An 18766-nucleotide genomic window follows, 5' to 3' on the forward strand; every position below is an offset into this window, starting at 1 on the left:
GATTGTGCTGACGGTTCGGGGGTGCTTGTCAAGGCGGGAAAGATGCCTTGACAAGCACCCCCGAACCGCAGGGGAGCTTCGTATCGGGGTTGGGGGAGGGCTGGGTGCCTCGATGGTTGGGTGCATCGGCTGCGGGTGGGGCTGGGTGCTTCGATGGTTGGGTGCATCGGCTGCTGTTGAGGGTTGGGTGCGCTGATCGTTGGGTGTATCGGCTGCGGGTTGGGTGGGGTTGGGGCTAGCGCCCCAATGTGGCATTGGGTGCGTTAGATGCACCGAATGCCGCATTGGGTGCATGTGACGCACCGAATGCCACATTGGGTGCGTTGAGGTCCGTGAAGGGCTCCTTGAGGGAATCTAGGTCCGTGAAGGGGGCCCTCACGTACTTCGGTGGTCGTGAGGGGAACCCTGGGGGAATCAGGGTTCGTGAGGGTTCCCCTCACGGCCAGCGGAGCGGGAGCGTGCTGTCAGCCGCGGCGGGTGCGGACTGCGGTGGCCAGGGTGTCCAGCAGGTCTGCTGTCGTGTCCCAGTCCATGCAGGCGTCGGTGATCGACTGGCCGTAGGTCAGGTCCGCCGAGTGGCCCAGCACCAGGTCTTGGCGGCCGGCGGCCAGGTTGCTTTCCAGCATCAGGCCTGCGATGCCGCGTTCGCCCGAGGAGATTCGGGCGGCCAGGTCGCGGACTACTTCCGCCTGGCGGACGTGGTCCTTGTTGCTGTTGCCGTGGCTCGCGTCGATCACCAGGCGTTCCGGGAGTCCGGATTTCGCCAGGCGGGCCAGGGTTTCCTCGACTGAGGCCGGGTCGTGGTTCGGGCCCGCGGAGCTGCCGCGCAGGATGACGTGGCAGTCCGGGTTTCCGGAGGTCGTCACCAGGGCGGCCAGGCCGTCCACGTTGATGCCGGGGAAGACGTGCGAGGCGGCGGCGGCGCGGGTCGCGTCCACGGCTACCTGGATGTCGCCTTCCGTCGAGTTCTTGATGCCGACCGGCATGGACAGGGCGCTGCACAGTTGCCGGTGGACCTGGCTCGCCGCGGTGCGGGCGCCGATCGAGCCCCAGGTGACGATGTCGGCGATGAACTGCGGGGTGATCGGGTCGAGGAATTCGCAGCCGACCGGGAGGCCCAGTCCGGAGACGTCCAGCAGGAGTTTCCTGGCCAGGCGCAGGCCCTTGTTGACGGCGAAGGTCCCGTCCAGGTCCGGGTCGTTGATCAGGCCCTTCCAGCCCAGCGTCGTGCGCGGCTTTTCGAAGTACACCCGCATCACGATGTGCAGGTCTTCGCGCAGCGTCTCCGCCTTGGCGGCCAGGCGGCGGGCGTAGTCGAGGGCGGCTTCGGGGTCGTGGACCGAGCACGGGCCGACGATCACGGCGAGACGGTCGTCGCGGCCGTCGAGGATGTCGACGGTTTCCGTGCGGCCGTTTTCCACGACTTTCGCGACCGCGGCGTCTACGGGATGGTCTTCGCGCAACAGCGCGGGCGAGATGAGGGGACTGACCGACGTGGTGCGGCGGTTGTCCAGCGTGCTCGCGTCGGCGGGGGCGGCGACGAGGCGGGTGTTCATGAGCGGGTGGTTCCTTCCTGGTGGACACCGACCCGCGGGGGATTCGCCGAGCCGGTTCGAGATCCGGCTCGGGGTGGAGGTCAGCGCAGGTTCACGCCGCCGTGCCCACCCGGGGCCGGCTTCGTAAACCAGAAATAGCGCTGCACGCCGCCACCGTAACACACCTCCGAGCGGCCCCGGCCCGGACCGGATTGGGCAGGTGGTCCGCCCTGCACCGATCCAGATGAAAGCCGCTACGCTGTCCGCGGACTGTGACTGCACTCTCCCTGCGAGGAAAGACGGAGGCAACAGATGCGTGTCGGTGTGCTGACGGGGGGCGGCGACTGCCCCGGCCTGAACGCGGTGATCCGCGCGGTGGTCCGCAAGGGCGTCGAAGTGCACGGCTGGGAGTTCGTCGGCTTCCGCAACGGCTGGCAGGGCCCGCTGACCGGCGACAGCCGGCCGCTCGGCCTCGCCGACGTCGAGGACATCCTCACCCGCGGGGGCACCATCCTGCGGTCGTCGCGGACGAACCCGTACAAGGTCGACGGCGGCGTCGACCAGATCCGCAAGGTGCTCGCCGACCAGGAGGTCGACGCGCTGATCGCGATCGGCGGCGAGGACACCCTCGGCGTCGCCAAGCGGCTGACCGACGACGGCATCGGCGTCGTCGGCGTGCCCAAGACGATCGACAACGACCTCGGGGCCACCGACTACACGTTCGGCTTCGACACCGCGGTCTCCATCGCCACCGAGGCGATCGACCGGCTGCACACCACGGCCGAATCGCACCACCGGGCGCTCGTCATCGAGGTCATGGGGCGGCACGCGGGCTGGATCGCGCTGCACTCCGGCCTCGCCGGCGGCGCGAGCGTGATCCTGGTGCCGGAGCGGCAGTTCTCCGTCGACCAGGTCGTGCAGTGGGTCGAGCAGCGCTTCGAGAAGGAGTACGCGCCGATCATCGTCGTGGCCGAGGGCGCGCTGCCCGAGGGCGGCGAGGAGAAGCTGCTGACCGGCGAGAAGGACGCCTTCGGGCACGTCCGGCTCGGCGGCATCGGCAACTGGCTGGCCGACGAGATCTCCGAGCGCACCGGCAAGGAATCGCGCGCGGTCGTGCTCGGCCACGTCCAGCGCGGCGGCACCCCGACCGCCTACGACCGGGTCCTCGCGACGCGCTTCGGCCTGCAAGCGGTGGACGCGGTCGCCGACGGCGACTTCGGCGTGATGGTGGCGCTCAAGGGCACCGACATCGTGCGCGTGAAGCTGTCCGAGGCGACGGCCGAGCTGAAGACCGTTCCGCTGGAGCGGTACCAGGAAGCCGAAGTCTTCTTCGGCTGAGTTCTCCCGTGGTAGGGGCAACCCCACCACAGTGCCGGGGGCGCGCGGTATTCCGTGCGCCCCCGGCTTTTTCTACCCTCGGCTCGTGCGAATCTTCCTGGCGGGCTTGGCGATTCTCTCGGTGGCCGCGGCCCCTCCTTCCACTGTGGACGGTGTCTGGCGGACCGACGGGTACGGGCAGTTGGTCCACGTGTCCGGCGGCAAACTGACCACTTACGACGTCACCGAGGTCAGTTGCTTGCCCGGCACTCTTTCCGGAACTGGCGACGGCACAACGTTTTCCACGAACGAAGGCTCGGTCGTCACCATCCGGACGGGCCGGATGAGCTTCGACGACAACCTCGGCACGCGGTCGTTGCGTCGTGTCCCGGGCGGGTTGCCGCCCGCGTGCCAGGCTTCGTCCGCGGACCTGTTCGACGTCTTCTGGCACACCTTCGCCGAGAATTATCCCTTCTTCCGGGCGAAAGGCGTCGACTGGAAGTCCGAAGGGGACGCTGCCCGCCGCGAGATCGCCGCGCATCCGGAGCGGCTCTTCGACGTCCTTTGTGGACTGATCCGTCCGCTGCACGACGCTCATGTCGGTCTGCTCGCCGCAGGCCAGCACTGCTCTTTTCCGCGACCTGGCACTCCCGATCTGAAAACGACCGTCCCGCGCGCGATCGCCGTAGCCGACGCGAATCTCGGCGCGCCGATTCAGCAGTGGGCCGACGGAGCCATCGCCTACGCCGATCTGCCGGAGGGCCGCGGATACCTGCGGATCAGCGGATTCCACGATTACGCCGACAATTTCGCCGCCAGCAGCAAGGTCCTGGCGAAAGCGCTGGACGAAATCTTCACCGCCGACCGGGTGCACAAGCTGCGCGGCCTGATCCTCGACCTGCGCGTCAACGGCGGCGGGGACGACCCGCTCGGCTTGCAAGTCGCCGCCCGGCTGACCGATGTCCCGCACTTCGCCTACGCCAAACGTGCCCGCAACGACCCGGACGATCCAACGCGATTCACTGTCCCGCAACCGTTCTTCGTGCAGCCAGCCGCGGCACCGCGTTACACCGGCCCGCTCACGGTCCTGACTGGCAGCCTGGACGTCTCAGCGGGAGAGACCTTCCTGCAAGCGCTGCTGAACCGGCATCCTCGACCGGTCCTGATCGGACAGTCCACTCAGGGCGCCTTCTCGGACCTGCTGGAGCGGACGCTGCCTAAGCCGGGCTGGAAGGTGGCGTTGCCGAACGAGGAGTACCTCGACCCGCACGGCCGCACCTACGACGGCACCGGTATCAGCCCGGACCTGCAGGTCCCGGTCTTCGCCCCGGACGATCTCGCCGCCGGACGGGATCCGGCGCTGGCCGCGGCCCGCCGGTAAGGTGAGCGCATGGGGTCGGTCAAGCAGGTCCAGGTCACTTTCGATTGCGCGGAGCCCGAGCGCGTCGCCCGCTTCTGGTGCGAGGTGCTGGGCTACGTCGTGCCGCCACCGCCGGAAGGGTTCGCCGACTGGGCGGAGTTCGACCGTTCGCTGCCGGCCGAGCATCAGGGCTCGGCGTTCGCCTGCGTCGATCCGAACGGCGTCGGCCCGCGGCTGTTCTTCCAGCGCGTGCCCGAAGGCCGCGTGGTGAAGAACCGGGTGCACCTCGACGTGCGCGCCGGCACCGGTCTGGTGGGCGAGGAACGGCTGGCGGCGCTGAAAGCCGAGGCCGACCGGCTGGTCGCGCTGGGCGCGTCCATCGTGCAGGTGCTGGAGGCGGACGGCGTGAACGAGTCCTGCATCCCGATGCAGGACGTCGAGGGCAACGAGTTCTGCCTGGACTGACGGAAAACCGCCGTGCCGCGCCCGAGGCGACGGCACGGCGGCTGCCGGGTCAGGAAACGGAAACGTTGGCCGGAGCGGTGAACGAGCCGCCCGACACCTGGTAGATCTGCGACACGGTGAGGCTGCCGCCCGCCGGGATGCTGTCCTGTCCGGTGATCACGACGTGCCCGGTCGAGCTGGACGCGGTGCCCGGGTTCGTGTTCGACAGCGACTCGTTCGAAGCCAGGTCGAACGACAGCGTCCAGCCGTTAGACGCCGACGAACCGCCGTTGGTGATCGTGAAGTGCGCGAAGGCGCCGAACCCGTAGTCGTAGTCGGTGGTGAACTTCGCGGTCAGCTTGCCCACCGGAGCCGTCGTGACGGTCCAGGTGAACGGAGCCTGCGCGGTCGCCCCGGCGGAGTCGGTGGCAGTCACGGTGACGTTGCTGGTGCCCGCGGCGCTCGGCGTGCCGGTGATGGAGCCGGTCTTGCCGTCGATGGCCAGCCCGGCGGGGAGGCCGTCGGCCGAGTAGGTGTAGGGCGAGGTGCCGCCCGACGCCGTGACCTTCAGCGAAACCGCCTTGCCCACCACGCTGTTCTGGTTGCCCGGGTTGCTGACGCTCAGTTTGCCGTTGGTGCCGCCGCCGGGGGTCAGGCCGGTGACGCCGTGCGGGGTGCCGAGGCCGGTCGGGCCGTCCCAGCCGGTGCCGGCGTCGCAGATCACCGTGCCGCAGCTGCCGTTGCTGCCCGAGGTGACGTCGTTGAAGTCGCCGGTGTGCGCGTACGGGTAGGTCGCGGCGTTGTCGCCGTCCTTCGGCGCGCCGGCGAGTGCCCAGATGCCGGCGACGATCGGGGTGGCGAGGCTGGTGCCGCCGTACTGCGACTGCTGGCCGTTGACGTAGATCGTGATGCCGCTGTTGGGATCCGCGTCCGCCGAAATGTCCGAAGTGGCTCGATTGTCGCACGCGGTGCTGATCCCGTTCTGGAACGCGGGCTTGCTGAACTTGCTCGAACAGCCGCTGCCCGCCTTGCTCCAGGCGGTTTCGGAGTAGCCGCTGCCGGACGCGGTCAGCGTGGTGCCGCCGACCGCGACGACCTCGGGCGACGTGGCCGGGTATTCCGCCTGGGAACCGCTTTCGCTGCCCCAGTCGCCAGTGGCGCCGAGGATCGCGACGCCCGGGTGGTTGTAGTGCTGCTCGGCGTCCGAGGGGATCGCGCTCTCGTGGTCGGCGTAGCTGTTCGACACGATCTTCGCGCCGAGCCGGACCGCGCTGTCGACGGCCGCCCCGAGGTCGCTGTCCTCGTTGCTGTTGCCTTCCACCAGCAGGATCTTGCAGTCCGGGCAGAGCGCGCTGACCGCGTCGACGTCGATGGCCATCTCAGTCGCCCAGCCCGAGTCGGTCTTGGACGGAAGCGTGCTCGTGCCGTCCTGGCCGACCACGGTGAGGCAGCCGTTCGCCTTGGTGCAGGAGCCCAGGTTCCAGTGCGAGCGGTAGTCGTTCAGGTCCTTCTCGATGCCGGGGTCGTCGAAGGCGTCGACGATCGCGACGGTGGTCCCGCCGCTCTTCATCCCGGCGACGCCGTAGGCCTTCTGCAGGTCGGCCGGGCTCATCGCGCTGGCCGGGCGGGCTCCCGACGAAACCAGTTGCACGGCCTGGCATTTCGCGTAGCCGGCGGGCGCGTTGGCACACGACGCCGGGCTCAGCTGGGGTCCGGCGTCCGCGGCCGGGGCCGACAGCGCCGCCACCCCCGCTCCGAGAGCGAGCGCGGCACCGGCGGCGGCCAGCCGTCTCAAGGTCATTCCTGCACGCATCATCGCGTCCTTCCTCGTACGCCGCTGCCCGGAAGACGGGCGAAAAGCGGTGCCGCCATTGGATTTCACCGGGGCGGTGCGGAACCAGGAACAACCGGCACAACCGGCTGTTGTGCCGGGAGGAGGAACCCGACCTTCGGAGGATGTCCCGCGCCCCGGCGCGAGCGACGATGGAGCGGCAGGAGGTGCGGGACATGCCGGACGGCGCTGCGGAAACGTTCGACCGGACGCTGGTCCGGTTGCGCCGGGCGGCCGGGCTGACGCAGGAACAACTGGCGCAGCGCTGCGGGCTGAGCACACGCGGCGTGGGGAATCTCGAACGCGGGCAACGGCATCCGCGGCGAGTCACCGTGCAGCTCCTCGCCGACGGTCTCGCGCTGCCCGAGGACAGCCGGGCCGAACTGCTCGCGGCCGCCCGGCGCGGCAGGCAACAGCCGCCGGACCACCCGGTCCCGCCGCGTCGTCCGGCGCCGGACCTCATCGGCCGCACCGAGGAACACGCCTTGCTGGACAAGCACATTTCCGGGACAGGAAGGCCGTTTCTGGTCTTCGCGGGACAAACCGGAATCGGCAAGACCCGGCTGCTCGCCGAAGCCGCGACGCTGGCCGAGGCGCGGGGAACGGTGGTGCTCTCGACGGCGTGCTCGCGTTATGGCGGAGAGCCGTACGCGCCGCTCTCCGAAGCGTTCGCGCGGCACGTTTCCGAGCATCCCGCCGGACCGGGCCTGGCGTTCCTGCTTCCCGAACAACGCACGGCCGAACCGGCTCCGGCCCGCTGGCAGATGTTCGCCGAAGCGGCGCGGTTTCTCGACACGCTGGCGCGACGCCGCGGCGTGTTCGTGATCCTGGACGACCTGCAATGGGCCGGTCCGGACGGGCTGGCGCTGCTGGCTTCGCTCGTCCAGGACGTCCGGCCGGATCGAGTCCGCTTTCTCGCCGCCTACCGCGACACCGAAATCGCCGCGGCCGAGCCGTTGGCCGACACGCTGCTCGATTTGTACCGGAAGGGCTTGGTGACCCAGCATTCGCTCGCCCCGCTGGCGGACGAGGACGCGACGATGCTGTTGCACCACAGCGCCGGAACCGAGGTCGGGCAATCCGCCCGCGACCGCGTGCTCCGCTTGGCAGGCGGACTCCCGTTGTTCCTGGTCCAACTGGGACACGTACTGGGCAGATCCGGCAAACCGCCCGCGGAACTGCCGTGGGGACTCGCCCACGCGGTGCGGCGGCAGGTCGGTTCGCTGCCCGAACGGACGGTCGAAGTGCTCACCCTGCTGGCGGTGGGGCAGCAACGGATGGACCCGGACGTCCTGGCCGCGGCTGCCGGGCTCGATCCGGCCGAATTGTCCGAAGTGCTCGCTCCCGCGCACACCGCACGGCTGCTGGACGAGAACGCCGAGGGCGTCCGGCTGACCCACGAACTGGTCGCCGAGGTAGTGAACGGAGACTTGCCGCCAAGCCGTCGGCACGCACTGCACCGCAGACTCGCCGAGGCATTGGGCGGCGCGGCGGCGGCCTACCACTACACGCACGCACAGGACACCGAACGCGCCGCGCAGACCTTAAGGCACGCCGCGGAAAAAGCCAGCAGGCAAGCCGCGCACGACACGGCCGCCCAGCATCTGGGTGCGTTGGTCGATCTGCTGGACCGCACCGGTTCCCAGGCCGCCGTCGCCGAAGCCGCCGAAGCCTGGGCGGACGCACTCGCCGCAGCCGGTCGGTACGACGCCGCGCTCGCCGCCGCCGAACGCGCGCTTTTGGTGTACCGCAAGGAAGGCGACGAAGAACGGCAACGCCTCGTGATCGCGAGGATCGGGTATTTGCACTACCAACGCGGCACTCCGCGCGAAGGTTTGGCCCGGATCGCGCCGACCCTGACCGAGGACCGTCCCGGCGGGTCGTCCGTGCGGCTGCGGCTGGCTCGCGCCGCGAACCTCTACCAGAGCACGCGCTACCGGGAATCCGTCGAGGTCTCCACGGCCGCGATCGTCGCGGCGGAGTCGGTGGGGGACGAGCATGGTCTAGCGGGCGGCCACCTGCGCCGCGGACTCGCGCTGCGCCTGCTCGGCCGCAACGAGGAAGCACTGGCCGATCTGCACACCGCCGCGGCTACCGCGGAACTGTGCGGCGACCGGGACATCGTCGTCCGCGCGCTGACCGGGGTCGCCGTGTTGCACCACTACCGCGGCGAACTGACCCGGGCCGACCGGCAGTTCGAGCGAATCCTCCGGCTGGCCGAAGAACTGGGCGACCGGGAGCTGCTCAGCCGGGCCGTCTGCAACGTCGGCGCGAGCGCGGTCTACGTCGGCCGCTGGGGCGCCGCACTGCGCCGGTTCAGCCAGGCACTGGAACTGGCGGGACACGGCCGCTCGCCGATGTGCGGCGCGATGGCCCTCATTGGCCGAGGCGCATTGTGGTCAGCCTGCGGCCGCTACGACGTGGCGGCCGACGACCTGACTCAAGTGATCCGCCTGGGCGAAGAGAGCGACAATGCGGACATCATCTGCAACGCGTCCGCACAGCTGGCGGAGAACGATGTCCGCGCGGGCCGTCCTGAGCGAGGGGTGCGCCGGTTGCTGCCTTTGCTTGCGCTGCAAGGGGAACGGAGCTGGCAGATGACCGACGCATTGCCGTTCCTCGCCGAAGCACAACTGGCGGCCGGGGACCCGGTTGCGGCTGGGGAGACTGTTGCGGAGGCTGTTGCCTGCACTGAGCACATCGAGCACATCCTCGCCCGCACGGACGCGTTTCGGGTGCAGGGGCTGGCTTTTCTTCGGCGCGGGGACTTTTCGGCGGCGGGGGAGAGTTTGGAGGAGGCGGGTGCGCTGGCTGAGCGGGTGGGTTCGCCTTACCTGCACGCACGGGTGAGTGCGGCGCATGCTGCTCTGTCGGACAGCCGTGGCGATTGCGTTGCCGCGGCCCGGGATCGGGGGCGGGCGGAGGAATTGTTCACGGCTTTGCGGCGGGACGCTTTAGCGGAGGACTGAGTCTGCGCGGAAACTCGAGTGCCTCGGCTGCCTTCGGTTTCTACACTCGCTGGCATGGAAGCGGACCTCCTGAACGTGGTCGACGTCGAAGCGACCTGCTGGGAGAAACAGCCGCCGCCCGGCCAGGCCAGCGAGATCATCGAGATCGGATTGACGGTCGTCGATCTGCGCGCGGGCGAGCGGGTGGCCAAGCACCGGATACTGGTCCGTCCGGCCCGGTCGGAAGTGAGCCCGTTCTGCACGGAGCTGACCGGGTTGACCCAGTCCGAAGTGGACGGCGGCTTGTCGTTCCAGGAGGCCTGCCGGACGCTGGCGGTGCGGCATCGCACGGCGGAGTTGCCGTGGGCCAGCTGGGGAGACTACGACCGCAACCAATTCGCTCGGCAATGCCGCCACACCGGCACCGAGTACCCGTTCACCGGACAGCACACCAACGCGAAGGTCGCGTTCACCGCGGCCTGCGGTCTGCGTCGCCGCCCCGGAATGGCGCAAGCGCTTGCCGTCGCGGGCCTCCCGCTCGAAGGCCGCCACCATCGCGGCGACGACGACGCGTGGAACATCGCCGCGCTGGTGCTGGAGATCGCGAAGCGCGGAGCGTGGCCCCGCGGCTGAATCCGTATCGCCGGGGTTCAGATCCGCGCCAGTTCGTCCAGAACTCCGGCTGCCTTGGCGATGTCGTCAGTCAACGGCCGATCCTCCAACCGCTCGTCCAACACCTCCACCGCGGCCGCGTACGCTGCCCGCACCGGGAGGTCCACCAGTTCGGCCTTCCGAATCCGCAACGCCCGCACCGCCGCGACCAGTTCGCACGCCAGCACCTGCCGATAAGCCCCAGCAGCCGCAGTGGCCGCGCGTGCGGCCTGGGTCGAGAAGCTCGCGTGGTCCTCGATCCCGCGTGACACCACGGCGGTCCCGAGCGTCGCGGGCAACGCCGCCTGCCGCAGTTCGGTCAGCGCGTCGTGCGCCACGTACTCCAGGATCATCACCCCGGAACTCCCCGGCGGACCGACCGCGAGGAACGGCCGCAGCCCGGTGAACTCCGGTTCCACCAAGTCTCCCAACCGGGCCACGGACAGCTCCGCGACCTGATGCACCGTCGCGCGGGCTTGGTCGAGCGCAGTCGAGACGTACGCGGTGTGGAAGTGCGCGTGGTGGTACGCATCGCCGTGCACGGTGGAGATCATCGGATTTTCCGTGCTGGCATTGATCTCCACGGCGAGCACGTCACGCAGATAATGAATCGCGTCCAGTGCCGGACCCTGTACCTGTGGAAAAGCGCGCAGCCCAAAGGGATCCTGGAGCCGCCGACCCGGCTTAGGCGTGCCGTGCATGCCCAACAGCCGACGCATCTCGGCCGCGCACGCCACCTGTCCGGCGTGCGGACGCGCTTCGTGCACAGGCGTCGCGTACGCCTCGGGGTTGCCGTCGAGAGCCACGTACGTGAGCGCGGCGACGGCGTGGCTTGCGCGGGTAAGAGTGTCCAGGCTCATCGCGGCGAGGGTCGCTTCGGCGAGCGTCGCGGCGTTGCTGCTCATGAACGCCAACGCGTCGCCCGCGTGCACTGGAACGGGTGGCACCGTGCCGATCGCCCACTCGCGTTCCCCTGCCAACGCGAGCGCGGTCTCCGCGAGGGGAGCAAGGTCGCCGGTGCCGATGGCGCCCAAGCGGTGCACGACGGGCAAGGCACCGGTGCGAACGGCTTCGGCGAGCGCGCCGATCAGCTCGGGGCTGATTCCGGAGCGTCCGGCCAGCAATTGGTTGAGCCGGATCAGCAGCATCGCGCGGATCTGGCCGTCGGGCAGCAGTTCGCCGCTGCCGCCGGCGTGGCTGCGCAGCAGGCGAAGGCCGTGTTCGGCGGGCTCGTCCACCGCGTCGTCCTTGTTCGCGCCGACGCCGGTGGTGCGGCCGTAGACCACCCGCCGGGTGCTCAGCTCCTCGGCCAGCTTCCACGAGTGCTCGGCGGCGCGCAGCGCGGCGATGGACACGTCGATCGCCAGCGGGCCCTCGGTGTGCGCCGCCGTGACCACGTCGGCGCACCGCAGGGTCCGGCCGTCCACTCGGATCACGGCGTGCTCCTCACTCGGTTTCGTCCAGCCGCTGTTCGAGCGCGTCGAGCCGGTCGGCCCAGAACTGCCGGTACGGCGCGAGCCACGCGTCCACTTCGGCCAGCGGCTCGGCACGCAGCCGGTAGCAGCGGCGCTGTGCGGACACCCGCACGGTCACCAGCCCCGCCTCGCGCAGGACGCGCAGGTGCTTGGACACGGCGGGCTGGCTGAGCCGCAGTTCGGCCACCAGTTCGCCGACCGACCGCTCGCCCTCGAGCAGCAGGTCGAGCAGCGCGCGGCGGCGGGGTTCGGCCAGCACGTCGAAGGTCTGCATCACCCCGGAAATCTGCCTCGCGGCGCATATGCCTGTCAAGGAATGCGCGTACCGCCGAATGTCCGTTTTATGGTCTAAACCATTGACCTGGTGGTCTAGTCCACTTACGGTGCATTTGTCCCCGCCGTCACTGCCTCGTCACCGACGGTGACTCCTGAAGGGAGCAACGATGCTTCGCTTGCGCAGAACCCGCCTGCTGGCCTTGGCGACCGCGGCGTTCGCCGCCGCGGCCGCGCTCGTCCCCGCCGCCTCGGCCGCCGCCCCCGCGAGAACCGAGGCCGCGTCCGGCAAGGTCGTCGGCTACTTCACCGACTGGGGCATCTACGACCGCAACTACCACGTGAAGAACATCGAGACGTCCGGCTCGGCGAACAAGCTCACGCACATCAACTTCGCCTTCGGCAACGTCACGAACGGCGGCTGCGCGATCGGCGACGCGTGGGCCGACTACCAGAAGACCTACGACGCGGCGGGCAGCGTCGACGGCGTCGCCGACACCTGGGACCAGCCGCTCGCGGGCAGTTTCAACCAGCTCAAGAAGCTGAAGGCCAAGCACCCCGGGCTGAAGATCATCTGGTCGTTCGGCGGCTGGACCTGGTCCGGCGGCTTCGGCCAGGCCGCGAAGAACCCGGAAGCCTTCGCGAATTCCTGCTACAACCTGGTCAACGACCAGCGCTGGGCCGGGCTGTTCGACGGCATCGACCTCGACTGGGAGTACCCGAACGCGTGCGGTCTCACCTGTGACACGAGCGGTCCCGACGCGTTGAAGAAGCTGCTCGCCGCGGTACGGGCGAAGTTCGGCTCGTCGAAGCTCGTCACGGCCGCGATCACCGCCGACGGCAGCAACGGCGGCAAACTCGACGTCACCGATTACGCGGGTGCCGCGCAGTACGTCGACTGGTACAACGTGATGACGTACGACTTCTTCGGCGGCTGGGCCGCGCAAGGCCCGACCGCGCCGCACTCGCCGCTGACGTCGTACAACGGCCTGCCGACGCAGGGCTTCTACTCGGACGCGGCTATCCAGAAGCTCAAGAGCAAGGGCGTCCCGGCCTCGAAGCTGTTGCTGGGCATCGGTTTCTACGGCCGCGGCTGGACCGGCGTCACGCAGAGCGCGCCGGGCGGCACCGCGACCGGACCGGCCCCTGGCAAGTACGAGCAGGGCATCGAGGACTACAAGATCCTCAAGACGAGCTGCCCGGCGACCGGAACCGTCGCGGGCACCGCGTACGCCAAGTGCGGTTCGAACTGGTGGAGCTACGACACCCCGTCGACCATCGCGGGCAAGACCTCCTACGCGAGGTCCCAGGGCCTCGGCGGCACCTTCTTCTGGGAGCTGTCCGGCGACACCTCGAACGGCGAGCTGATCACGGCGCTCGCCAAGTAACCCCGTTCGATGCAGCCGGGGCGCCGATTCTGTCGGTGCCCCGGTTTATCGTGCTGCGGGTGAAGTTCAGCGGATTCGGGGAGCACGCCGTCGAGTTCTACGACGGGCTGCTCGCGGACAACACCAAGGCCTACTGGGACGACCACGTGGCGCTCTACAAGGAGCACGTCCGGGCTCCGATGGAGGCGCTGCTGGCGGAGCTGGAGCCGGAGTTCGGCGCGGGCTTCGGCGAGGCGAAGGTGTTCCGGCCCTATCGCGACGTCCGGTTCGCCAAGGACAAGACGCCGTACAAGACGCACTGCGGCGGCGTGATCGAGGCCGGCCGCGGCGGGGGAGCGTATTACGTCGAGGTGGGCCCGGCCGGGCTGCGCGTCGGCGGCGGCTGCTTCCACCTGGCCTCGGACCAGCTGGCCCGGTACCGCACCGCGGTCGACACCGAACTGCACGGGCCCGCGCTGGAGAAGATCCTGGCGAGCCTGCGGAAGGCGGGCTGGGAAATTCTCGGTGACCGGCTGAAGTCCAAACCGCGCGGGTTCGCCGAGGACCACCCGCGCCTCGACCTGCTGCGGCACCGCTCGGTGTACGCCGTCCGCGCCTGGGAGCCGGACGACTTCCTGCACGAGCGCGAGGCGCTCGACCGAGTGCGGAAATCGTGGCGCCAGCTGCGGAAGTTCAACGAATGGGCCCGCGACCACGTGGGTCCGAGCGAGAAACCGCGGCGCTGAACCCAGCCTCCCCCGTTCGGGTGATTCCGCGCGGCCCCGTGCGGCGCGGCCGCCCAGCGCACGCCGGTGCCCGGAACTGAATCCTTCCCGCGTTCTCCGGCCGGAGTTTCGGGATCGGTACAGACGCGAGCGGCCCGAGCGACTAGGCTCTCCGGACGTGAGCCGACGCGCGAAGATCGTTTGTACATTGGGTCCCGCGACCTCCACCCCGGAGAAGATGCGGGCACTCGTCGACGCCGGGATGGACGTCGCGAGGATGAACTTCAGCCACGGCAGCCACAGCGACCACAAGCAGGTCTACGACCTGGTCCGGTCCGCGGCCGCCGAAACCGGCCGGGCGGTGGGGATTCTCGCCGACCTGCAGGGACCGAAGATCCGGCTGGGCACGTTCGCCAGCGGATCGGCGGAATGGCACACCGGCGACGTCGTCCGGATCACCGTCGAGGACGTCGCGGGCACCCACGACCGGGTCTCGACCACCTACAAGGGCCTCGCCAAGGACGCCAAGCCGGGCGACCGGCTGCTGGTCGACGACGGCAAGGTCGGCCTGGTGGTCAAGGACGTCGAGGGCCCGGACGTCGTGTGCGAGGTGACCGAGGGCGGTCCGGTCAGCAACAACAAGGGCGTGTCGCTGCCCGGGATGGACGTCTCGGTGCCTGCGCTGTCCGACAAGGACATCGAGGACCTGGAGTTCGCGCTGCACCTGGGCGTCGACTTCATCGCGCTGTCCTTCGTGCGCTCGCCCGCCGACATCGACCTCGTGCACCAGGTGATGGACCGCGTCGGCAAGGGCAGGCTGCCGGTCGTCGCGAAGATCGAGAAGCCCGAGGCGGTCTACAACCTCGAGGCCATCGTGCTGGCCTTCGACGCGGTGATGGTCGCCCGCGGCGACCTCGGCGTCGAGCTGCCGCTCGAGCAGGTCCCGCTGGTGCAGAAGCGCGCCATCCAGATCTGCCGCGAGAACGCGAAGCCGGTCATCGTCGCCACCCAGATGCTGGAGTCGATGATCAGCAACTCCCGCCCGACCCGCGCCGAGGCGTCCGACGTCGCGAACGCGGTCCTCGACGGCGCGGACGCGGTGATGCTGTCCGGCGAGACGAGCGTCGGCCGGTACCCGATCGAGACGGTCCAGACGATGGGCCGGATCGTCGAGGCCGTCGAGACGGATTCGCCGGTCGTGCCGCCGCTGTCGCACGTGCCGCGCACCAAGCGGGGCGTGATCTCCTACGCCGCCCGCGACATCGGCGAGCGGCTCAACGCCAAGGCGCTGGTCGCGTTCACCCAGTCCGGAGACACCGTGCGCCGCCTCGCGCGGCTGCACACGCGGCTGCCGCTGATGGCGTTCACGCCGGAGCAGAGCGTCCGCAGCCAGCTGGCGCTGACCTGGGGCACCACGACGCAGATCGTGCCGCGCGTGGACTCCACCGACCAGATGATCCAGCAGGTCGACCACGCGATGCTCGAAATGGGCAAGTACCAGCGCGGCGACCTCGTGGTGATCGTCGCGGGCTCCCCGCCCGGGACCGTCGGGTCGACCAACCTGATCCACGTCCACCGGCTCGGTGAAGACGACCACGCATAAGGGACATGCCGGAACCCTGTTGCATAGGCTCCGCCTTCCTCCCCTCCGCCACCCTCAACGGAGGCGCTGGGCGCCGCTGTAAATTTTTGGCATGACTGAGATGGCCAGGAAGGCCGCCACCGGACTCGACTCCAACCCCGGTGGCGGCGGGCAGCCCGTGCTGGACAAGCTCGTCGCGCTGCTCGACCTGGAGAAGATCGAAGAGAACATCTACCGCGGCGTTTCGCCCGCGCACTCGTCGGTGCGGGTGTTCGGCGGGCAGGTCGCCGGGCAGGCGCTCGTCGCGGCGGGCCGGACCGTTCCGGAGGAGCGGCGGGTCCATTCGCTGCACGCGTACTTCATCCGCGGCGGCGACCCGAGCGTCCCGATCGTGTACGAAGTGGACCGCATCCGCGACGGCCGCTCGTTCACCACCCGGCGCGTCGTCGCCGTCCAGCACGGCAAGGCGATTTTCTCGCTGTCCGCGTCGTTCCAGAAGGACGAACCGGGCATCGACCACGCCGAGACGATGCCGGCGGACGTGCCCGACCCCGAGTCGCTGCCGACCTTTCCCGAGCTGACCGCGGGCTACGGCCTGCGCTTCAGCGAGATCCCGCGGCCGATCGACATCCGCTACGTCGGCGAGCCGCCGTGGGTCACCCGCACCACCGGCGAACGCCCGACCCACCACCGGGTCTGGATGCGGGCCGACGGCACCCTCGCCGACAACCAGCTGCTGCACGTCTGCGTGCTCACCTACGCCTCGGACATGACCCTGCTCGACTCGGTGCTCGCGCGGCACGGCGTGTACTGGGACGTCGACAAGGTTCTCGGCGCGAGCCTCGACCACGCGCTCTGGTTCCACCGTCCGTTCCGGGCCGACGAGTGGTTCCTCTACGACAGCACGTCGCCGAGCGCCTCGGGCGCCCGCGGGCTGGCCACCGGACGGTTCTTCACCCGCGACGGCCTGCACGTCGCCACCGTCGTCCAAGAAGGACTGCTTCGGGTCCGATAAGGACGGCCGCCCCGGCGATGACCACTCAGAGTGGCTGTCTGCAGAGGAAAACGTCGGAAACCGTCACACTCCCGTGGCGAAATTGCGCGGGAATACCCGTCTGAGTAATGCCGCGAAGCAAAGGAAGGTGCCCGGGACCGGTCGGGGGGCGGCCCCGGACACCGTGGTCGTCCGCTTTACCGCGGTCTCCGCGAATAGCCGAGGACGGCCGTCGTCTACGCTGCTCAGGGCTGTCGGCGCGGCTGGATTCGCGTCTCGGCCCGCAGGATGCCAGAGTACAAGCGCACTCTGCACAATGCAGGTCGGAAGCAGGTCGGAACCAGCGACGGCGGGCTCCCGCCGCGACAGTGGGAATTCGCCGGTGTTATTACTCCACTGACAAGTCGATCACCTGGTTAGATATGCAGTGCGGGCAACAATACGAACCGGAGGTGCTGCCGTGGCGAGAGGCCAGGGACCGACTGTTCGCCGCAGGCGCCTCGCGAGCGAGCTGCGGAGGCTGCGCGAAGCCGCCGATCTGACCATCGACGAGGTCGGCGAAAAGCTGGAGTGCTCGGCGTCCAAAGTGAGCCGCATCGAGACCGGCCACGTCGGCGTCACCCCGCGCGACGCACGCGACATGCTCGCGCTGTACGGCATCACCGGCGACGAGCAGGAAGCGCTCGTCCAGCTGGCGCGCGAAGCACGCAAACGCGGCTGGTGGCACGCGTACAACGAAGTCTTCACCGGCACCTTCGTCGGCCTCGAAGCCGACGCGAGCTCGCTGCGCGCGTTCCAGGCGCTGCTGGTCCCGGGTTTGCTGCAGACCGAGCGCTACGCGTTCTCGGTGATCCGCGCGCTGCGCCCGGACGCCGAAGAGTCCGAGACCCGCCGCCGGGTCGCCGCGCGGATGGCGCGCCAGCAGCTGCTGACCGACGACCCGCCGGTCGAGTACTGGGCGGTGATCGACGAGGCGGTGCTGCACCGCGTGGTCGACAGCCCCGAGGTGATGGCCGAGCAGCTGTACCGGATCACCGCGATGGCGGAAAAGCCGAACGTGACCGTCCAGGTGGTGCCGTTCGGCGCCGGGGCGCACCCCGGCATGGAGGGACCGTTCCTCATCATGGGCTTCCCCGAGCAGGCCGATCCCGACGTGGTCTACGTCGACGACAGCACTTCCAGCGGCCTGTACCTCGAACAGCCCGACGACGTCCGGCGCTACGCGCTGATGTTCGACCACCTGCGCGCAGCAGCGCTGAAACCGGACGATTCGGTGGCGCTGATCACCGACGCGGCCGGCCGGTTCGCCGAACAGGCCGCCGTGGTTCAGGAACCGAGGAACACCGACCCGAGACAGTGAGGATGTGGGGACCATGATGGCCGACCTTTCCGGTGCCCAGTGGCGCAAGAGCAGCTACAGCGGCGGCGGCAACGACTGCGTCGAGGTCGCCTTCGTCGCAGGCGGCGCCGCGGTGCGCGATTCCAAAGACCAGGAAGGCGGGGCGTTCCGGCTTCCCGCCGCCGGCTGGCAGGCGCTCCTGGACGCGGTGCGCGGCCAGGGGCAGGCTTGACCCGTTCGCCCGGCTGATCGCTCAGCTGAGACCCCTTACCCCGTTCGACCTGGAGTTCCCCGGTCGAAGCCGCGGGTAAGGGGTCTTTTCGCGTCCCGGTGTAGGCGATCACCCGATGCCCGGGACGGCCCCTCAGCACGAAAGTGGTCTTCGGCAGACAACGAGACCCGCTGGGGAGAAGAAAATGAGCGACTACAACTGGGACGCCACCCGCGCCGAGGTCGACTACCGGATGACCGAACTGCGCCGCGCCGCCCGCCAGGCCCGCATGAGCCGGGGAAACCGGGTGGTCCGCTGGGTGCGCACACACCGCATCACGAACGTCGAGGTGCCCCGCCAGGAAAGGCGCACGGCGACGGTGCCGGAGGCCAGGGCGCGACATAGCGCATGAGCCTCAGGGTGTCGGGGACGGTAAGGGGGTCGGGCGGGGCGGCCGCGCCGGGACGGGGGTTCCGGGGCCGCTCCGCCCGCCGGACGCACCCAGCCCCCGCCCCGTACGAACCTCCCGCAGAGGTCCGTGAGGGTCCCCTTGAGGGAATCTGACCTGGATCCACCGGTGTGAATTGGGTGTTGTGGGTCGTGTCCGGTCGGGCAGGTGCCCTCTGGCCTGGGATGATTGTTCTTGCGACAGAGCAATTGTCACCGAGGGAGAGGGCACCTGCTGGATGCGATCATTGCATACTGCCGGGGCGG

The 18766-nt window shown here is 69.4% G+C and carries 16 protein-coding genes; 12 read left to right on the forward strand and 4 right to left on the reverse strand.

Annotated features, from left to right (window positions below; all coding sequences use genetic code 11):
• Positions 1–464: 464 nt before the first annotated feature.
• Complete coding sequence (locus PUT80_RS44540; RefSeq protein ID WP_275295748.1) at positions 465–1556, reverse strand: 3-deoxy-7-phosphoheptulonate synthase; 1092 nt, start codon at positions 1554–1556, stop codon at positions 465–467.
• 291 nt (positions 1557–1847) lie between these two features.
• Here PUT80_RS44540 and PUT80_RS44545 point away from each other — a divergent pair, with 291 nt between their 5' ends.
• From PUT80_RS44545 to PUT80_RS44555, 3 genes are all read left to right on the forward strand, one after another.
• On the forward strand, positions 1848–2873 hold the full coding sequence (locus PUT80_RS44545; protein WP_043829128.1) for a 6-phosphofructokinase: 1026 nt from the start codon (positions 1848–1850) through the stop codon (positions 2871–2873).
• A gap of 85 nt (positions 2874–2958) precedes the next feature.
• Positions 2959–4233 carry a S41 family peptidase gene (locus PUT80_RS44550; RefSeq protein WP_275295749.1) on the forward strand — a complete coding sequence of 425 codons (1275 nt, stop codon included), beginning with the start codon at positions 2959–2961 and terminating at the stop codon, positions 4231–4233.
• Between the two features lie 9 nt (positions 4234–4242).
• A complete protein-coding gene (locus tag PUT80_RS44555) occupies positions 4243–4677 on the forward strand; it encodes a VOC family protein (protein WP_134668536.1) in 435 nt (144 codons plus the stop codon).
• A 49-nt stretch (positions 4678–4726) separates the two neighbouring features.
• Here the strand turns inward: PUT80_RS44555 and PUT80_RS44560 are convergent, their stop codons facing one another.
• Positions 4727–6472: a putative Ig domain-containing protein gene (locus PUT80_RS44560; RefSeq protein ID WP_275295750.1), complete on the reverse strand. Its 1746-nt coding sequence runs from the start codon at positions 6470–6472 to the stop codon at positions 4727–4729.
• A 140-nt stretch (positions 6473–6612) separates the two neighbouring features.
• Between PUT80_RS44560 and PUT80_RS44565 the strand changes: the two genes are divergently transcribed.
• Both PUT80_RS44565 and PUT80_RS44570 read left to right on the forward strand, forming a co-directional pair.
• Positions 6613–9456 (forward strand): AAA family ATPase, encoded by a 2844-nt coding sequence (locus PUT80_RS44565; RefSeq protein WP_275295751.1) that lies wholly within the window; start codon positions 6613–6615, stop codon positions 9454–9456.
• 54 nt (positions 9457–9510) lie between these two features.
• Complete coding sequence (locus PUT80_RS44570) at positions 9511–10068, forward strand: 3'-5' exonuclease (protein WP_134668529.1); 558 nt, start codon at positions 9511–9513, stop codon at positions 10066–10068.
• Between the two features lie 17 nt (positions 10069–10085).
• Here PUT80_RS44570 and PUT80_RS44575 read toward each other — a convergent pair whose 3' ends face one another.
• Complete coding sequence (locus tag PUT80_RS44575; RefSeq protein ID WP_275295752.1) at positions 10086–11522, reverse strand: aromatic amino acid ammonia-lyase; 1437 nt, start codon at positions 11520–11522, stop codon at positions 10086–10088.
• A 10-nt stretch (positions 11523–11532) separates the two neighbouring features.
• Entirely contained in the window at positions 11533–11835 is a 303-nt protein-coding gene (locus PUT80_RS44580) for a metalloregulator ArsR/SmtB family transcription factor (protein WP_182890918.1), read from the reverse strand.
• A 169-nt stretch (positions 11836–12004) separates the two neighbouring features.
• On the opposite strand from PUT80_RS44580, the gene PUT80_RS44585 reads away from it, so the two are divergent.
• The 7 genes from PUT80_RS44585 (at position 12005) to PUT80_RS44615 (ending at position 18464) form a co-directional block, all read left to right on the forward strand.
• Positions 12005–13222, forward strand: coding sequence for a glycoside hydrolase family 18 protein (locus PUT80_RS44585; protein ID WP_043829138.1), 1218 nt, complete (start codon positions 12005–12007; stop codon positions 13220–13222).
• 59 nt (positions 13223–13281) lie between these two features.
• Positions 13282–13947, forward strand: coding sequence for a DUF2461 domain-containing protein (locus PUT80_RS44590; protein ID WP_037810119.1), 666 nt, complete (start codon positions 13282–13284; stop codon positions 13945–13947).
• A 157-nt stretch (positions 13948–14104) separates the two neighbouring features.
• On the forward strand, positions 14105–15529 hold the full coding sequence (gene pyk / locus PUT80_RS44595; RefSeq protein WP_037809875.1) for a pyruvate kinase: 1425 nt from the start codon (positions 14105–14107) through the stop codon (positions 15527–15529).
• 91 nt (positions 15530–15620) lie between these two features.
• A complete protein-coding gene (locus PUT80_RS44600) occupies positions 15621–16523 on the forward strand; it encodes an acyl-CoA thioesterase II (protein WP_275295753.1) in 903 nt (300 codons plus the stop codon).
• A 439-nt stretch (positions 16524–16962) separates the two neighbouring features.
• Entirely contained in the window at positions 16963–17862 is a 900-nt protein-coding gene (locus PUT80_RS44605) for a helix-turn-helix transcriptional regulator (RefSeq protein ID WP_037809879.1), read from the forward strand.
• 13 nt (positions 17863–17875) lie between these two features.
• Positions 17876–18073 (forward strand): DUF397 domain-containing protein, encoded by a 198-nt coding sequence (locus tag PUT80_RS44610; RefSeq protein ID WP_275295755.1) that lies wholly within the window; start codon positions 17876–17878, stop codon positions 18071–18073.
• A 184-nt stretch (positions 18074–18257) separates the two neighbouring features.
• A complete protein-coding gene (locus tag PUT80_RS44615; RefSeq protein WP_275295754.1) occupies positions 18258–18464 on the forward strand; it encodes a hypothetical protein in 207 nt (68 codons plus the stop codon).
• Positions 18465–18766: the final 302 nt, after the last annotated feature.

The sequence above is a fragment of the Amycolatopsis sp. La24 genome (assembly GCF_029087445.1).
GTDB classification, from domain to species: Bacteria; Actinomycetota; Actinomycetes; order Mycobacteriales; family Pseudonocardiaceae; genus Amycolatopsis; species Amycolatopsis nivea.

What these genes read in the sequence shown, in the direction of transcription:
- PUT80_RS44540 (WP_275295748.1), bottom strand. Translation starts at nt 1,556, where the DNA reads ATGAACACCCGCCTCGTCGCCGCCCCCGCCGACGCGAGCACGCTGGAC.
- PUT80_RS44545 (WP_043829128.1), top strand. Translation starts at nt 1,848, where the DNA reads ATGCGTGTCGGTGTGCTGACGGGGGGCGGCGACTGCCCCGGCCTGAAC.
- PUT80_RS44555 (WP_134668536.1), top strand. Translation starts at nt 4,243, where the DNA reads ATGGGGTCGGTCAAGCAGGTCCAGGTCACTTTCGATTGCGCGGAGCCC.
- PUT80_RS44560 (WP_275295750.1), bottom strand. Translation starts at nt 6,472, where the DNA reads ATGATGCGTGCAGGAATGACCTTGAGACGGCTGGCCGCCGCCGGTGCC.
- PUT80_RS44565 (WP_275295751.1), top strand. Translation starts at nt 6,613, where the DNA reads ATGTCCCGCGCCCCGGCGCGAGCGACGATGGAGCGGCAGGAGGTGCGG.
- PUT80_RS44570 (WP_134668529.1), top strand. Translation starts at nt 9,511, where the DNA reads ATGGAAGCGGACCTCCTGAACGTGGTCGACGTCGAAGCGACCTGCTGG.
- PUT80_RS44580 (WP_182890918.1), bottom strand. Translation starts at nt 11,835, where the DNA reads ATGCAGACCTTCGACGTGCTGGCCGAACCCCGCCGCCGCGCGCTGCTC.
- PUT80_RS44585 (WP_043829138.1), top strand. Translation starts at nt 12,005, where the DNA reads ATGCTTCGCTTGCGCAGAACCCGCCTGCTGGCCTTGGCGACCGCGGCG.
- PUT80_RS44600 (WP_275295753.1), top strand. Translation starts at nt 15,621, where the DNA reads ATGACTGAGATGGCCAGGAAGGCCGCCACCGGACTCGACTCCAACCCC.
- PUT80_RS44610 (WP_275295755.1), top strand. Translation starts at nt 17,876, where the DNA reads ATGATGGCCGACCTTTCCGGTGCCCAGTGGCGCAAGAGCAGCTACAGC.
- PUT80_RS44615 (WP_275295754.1), top strand. Translation starts at nt 18,258, where the DNA reads ATGAGCGACTACAACTGGGACGCCACCCGCGCCGAGGTCGACTACCGG.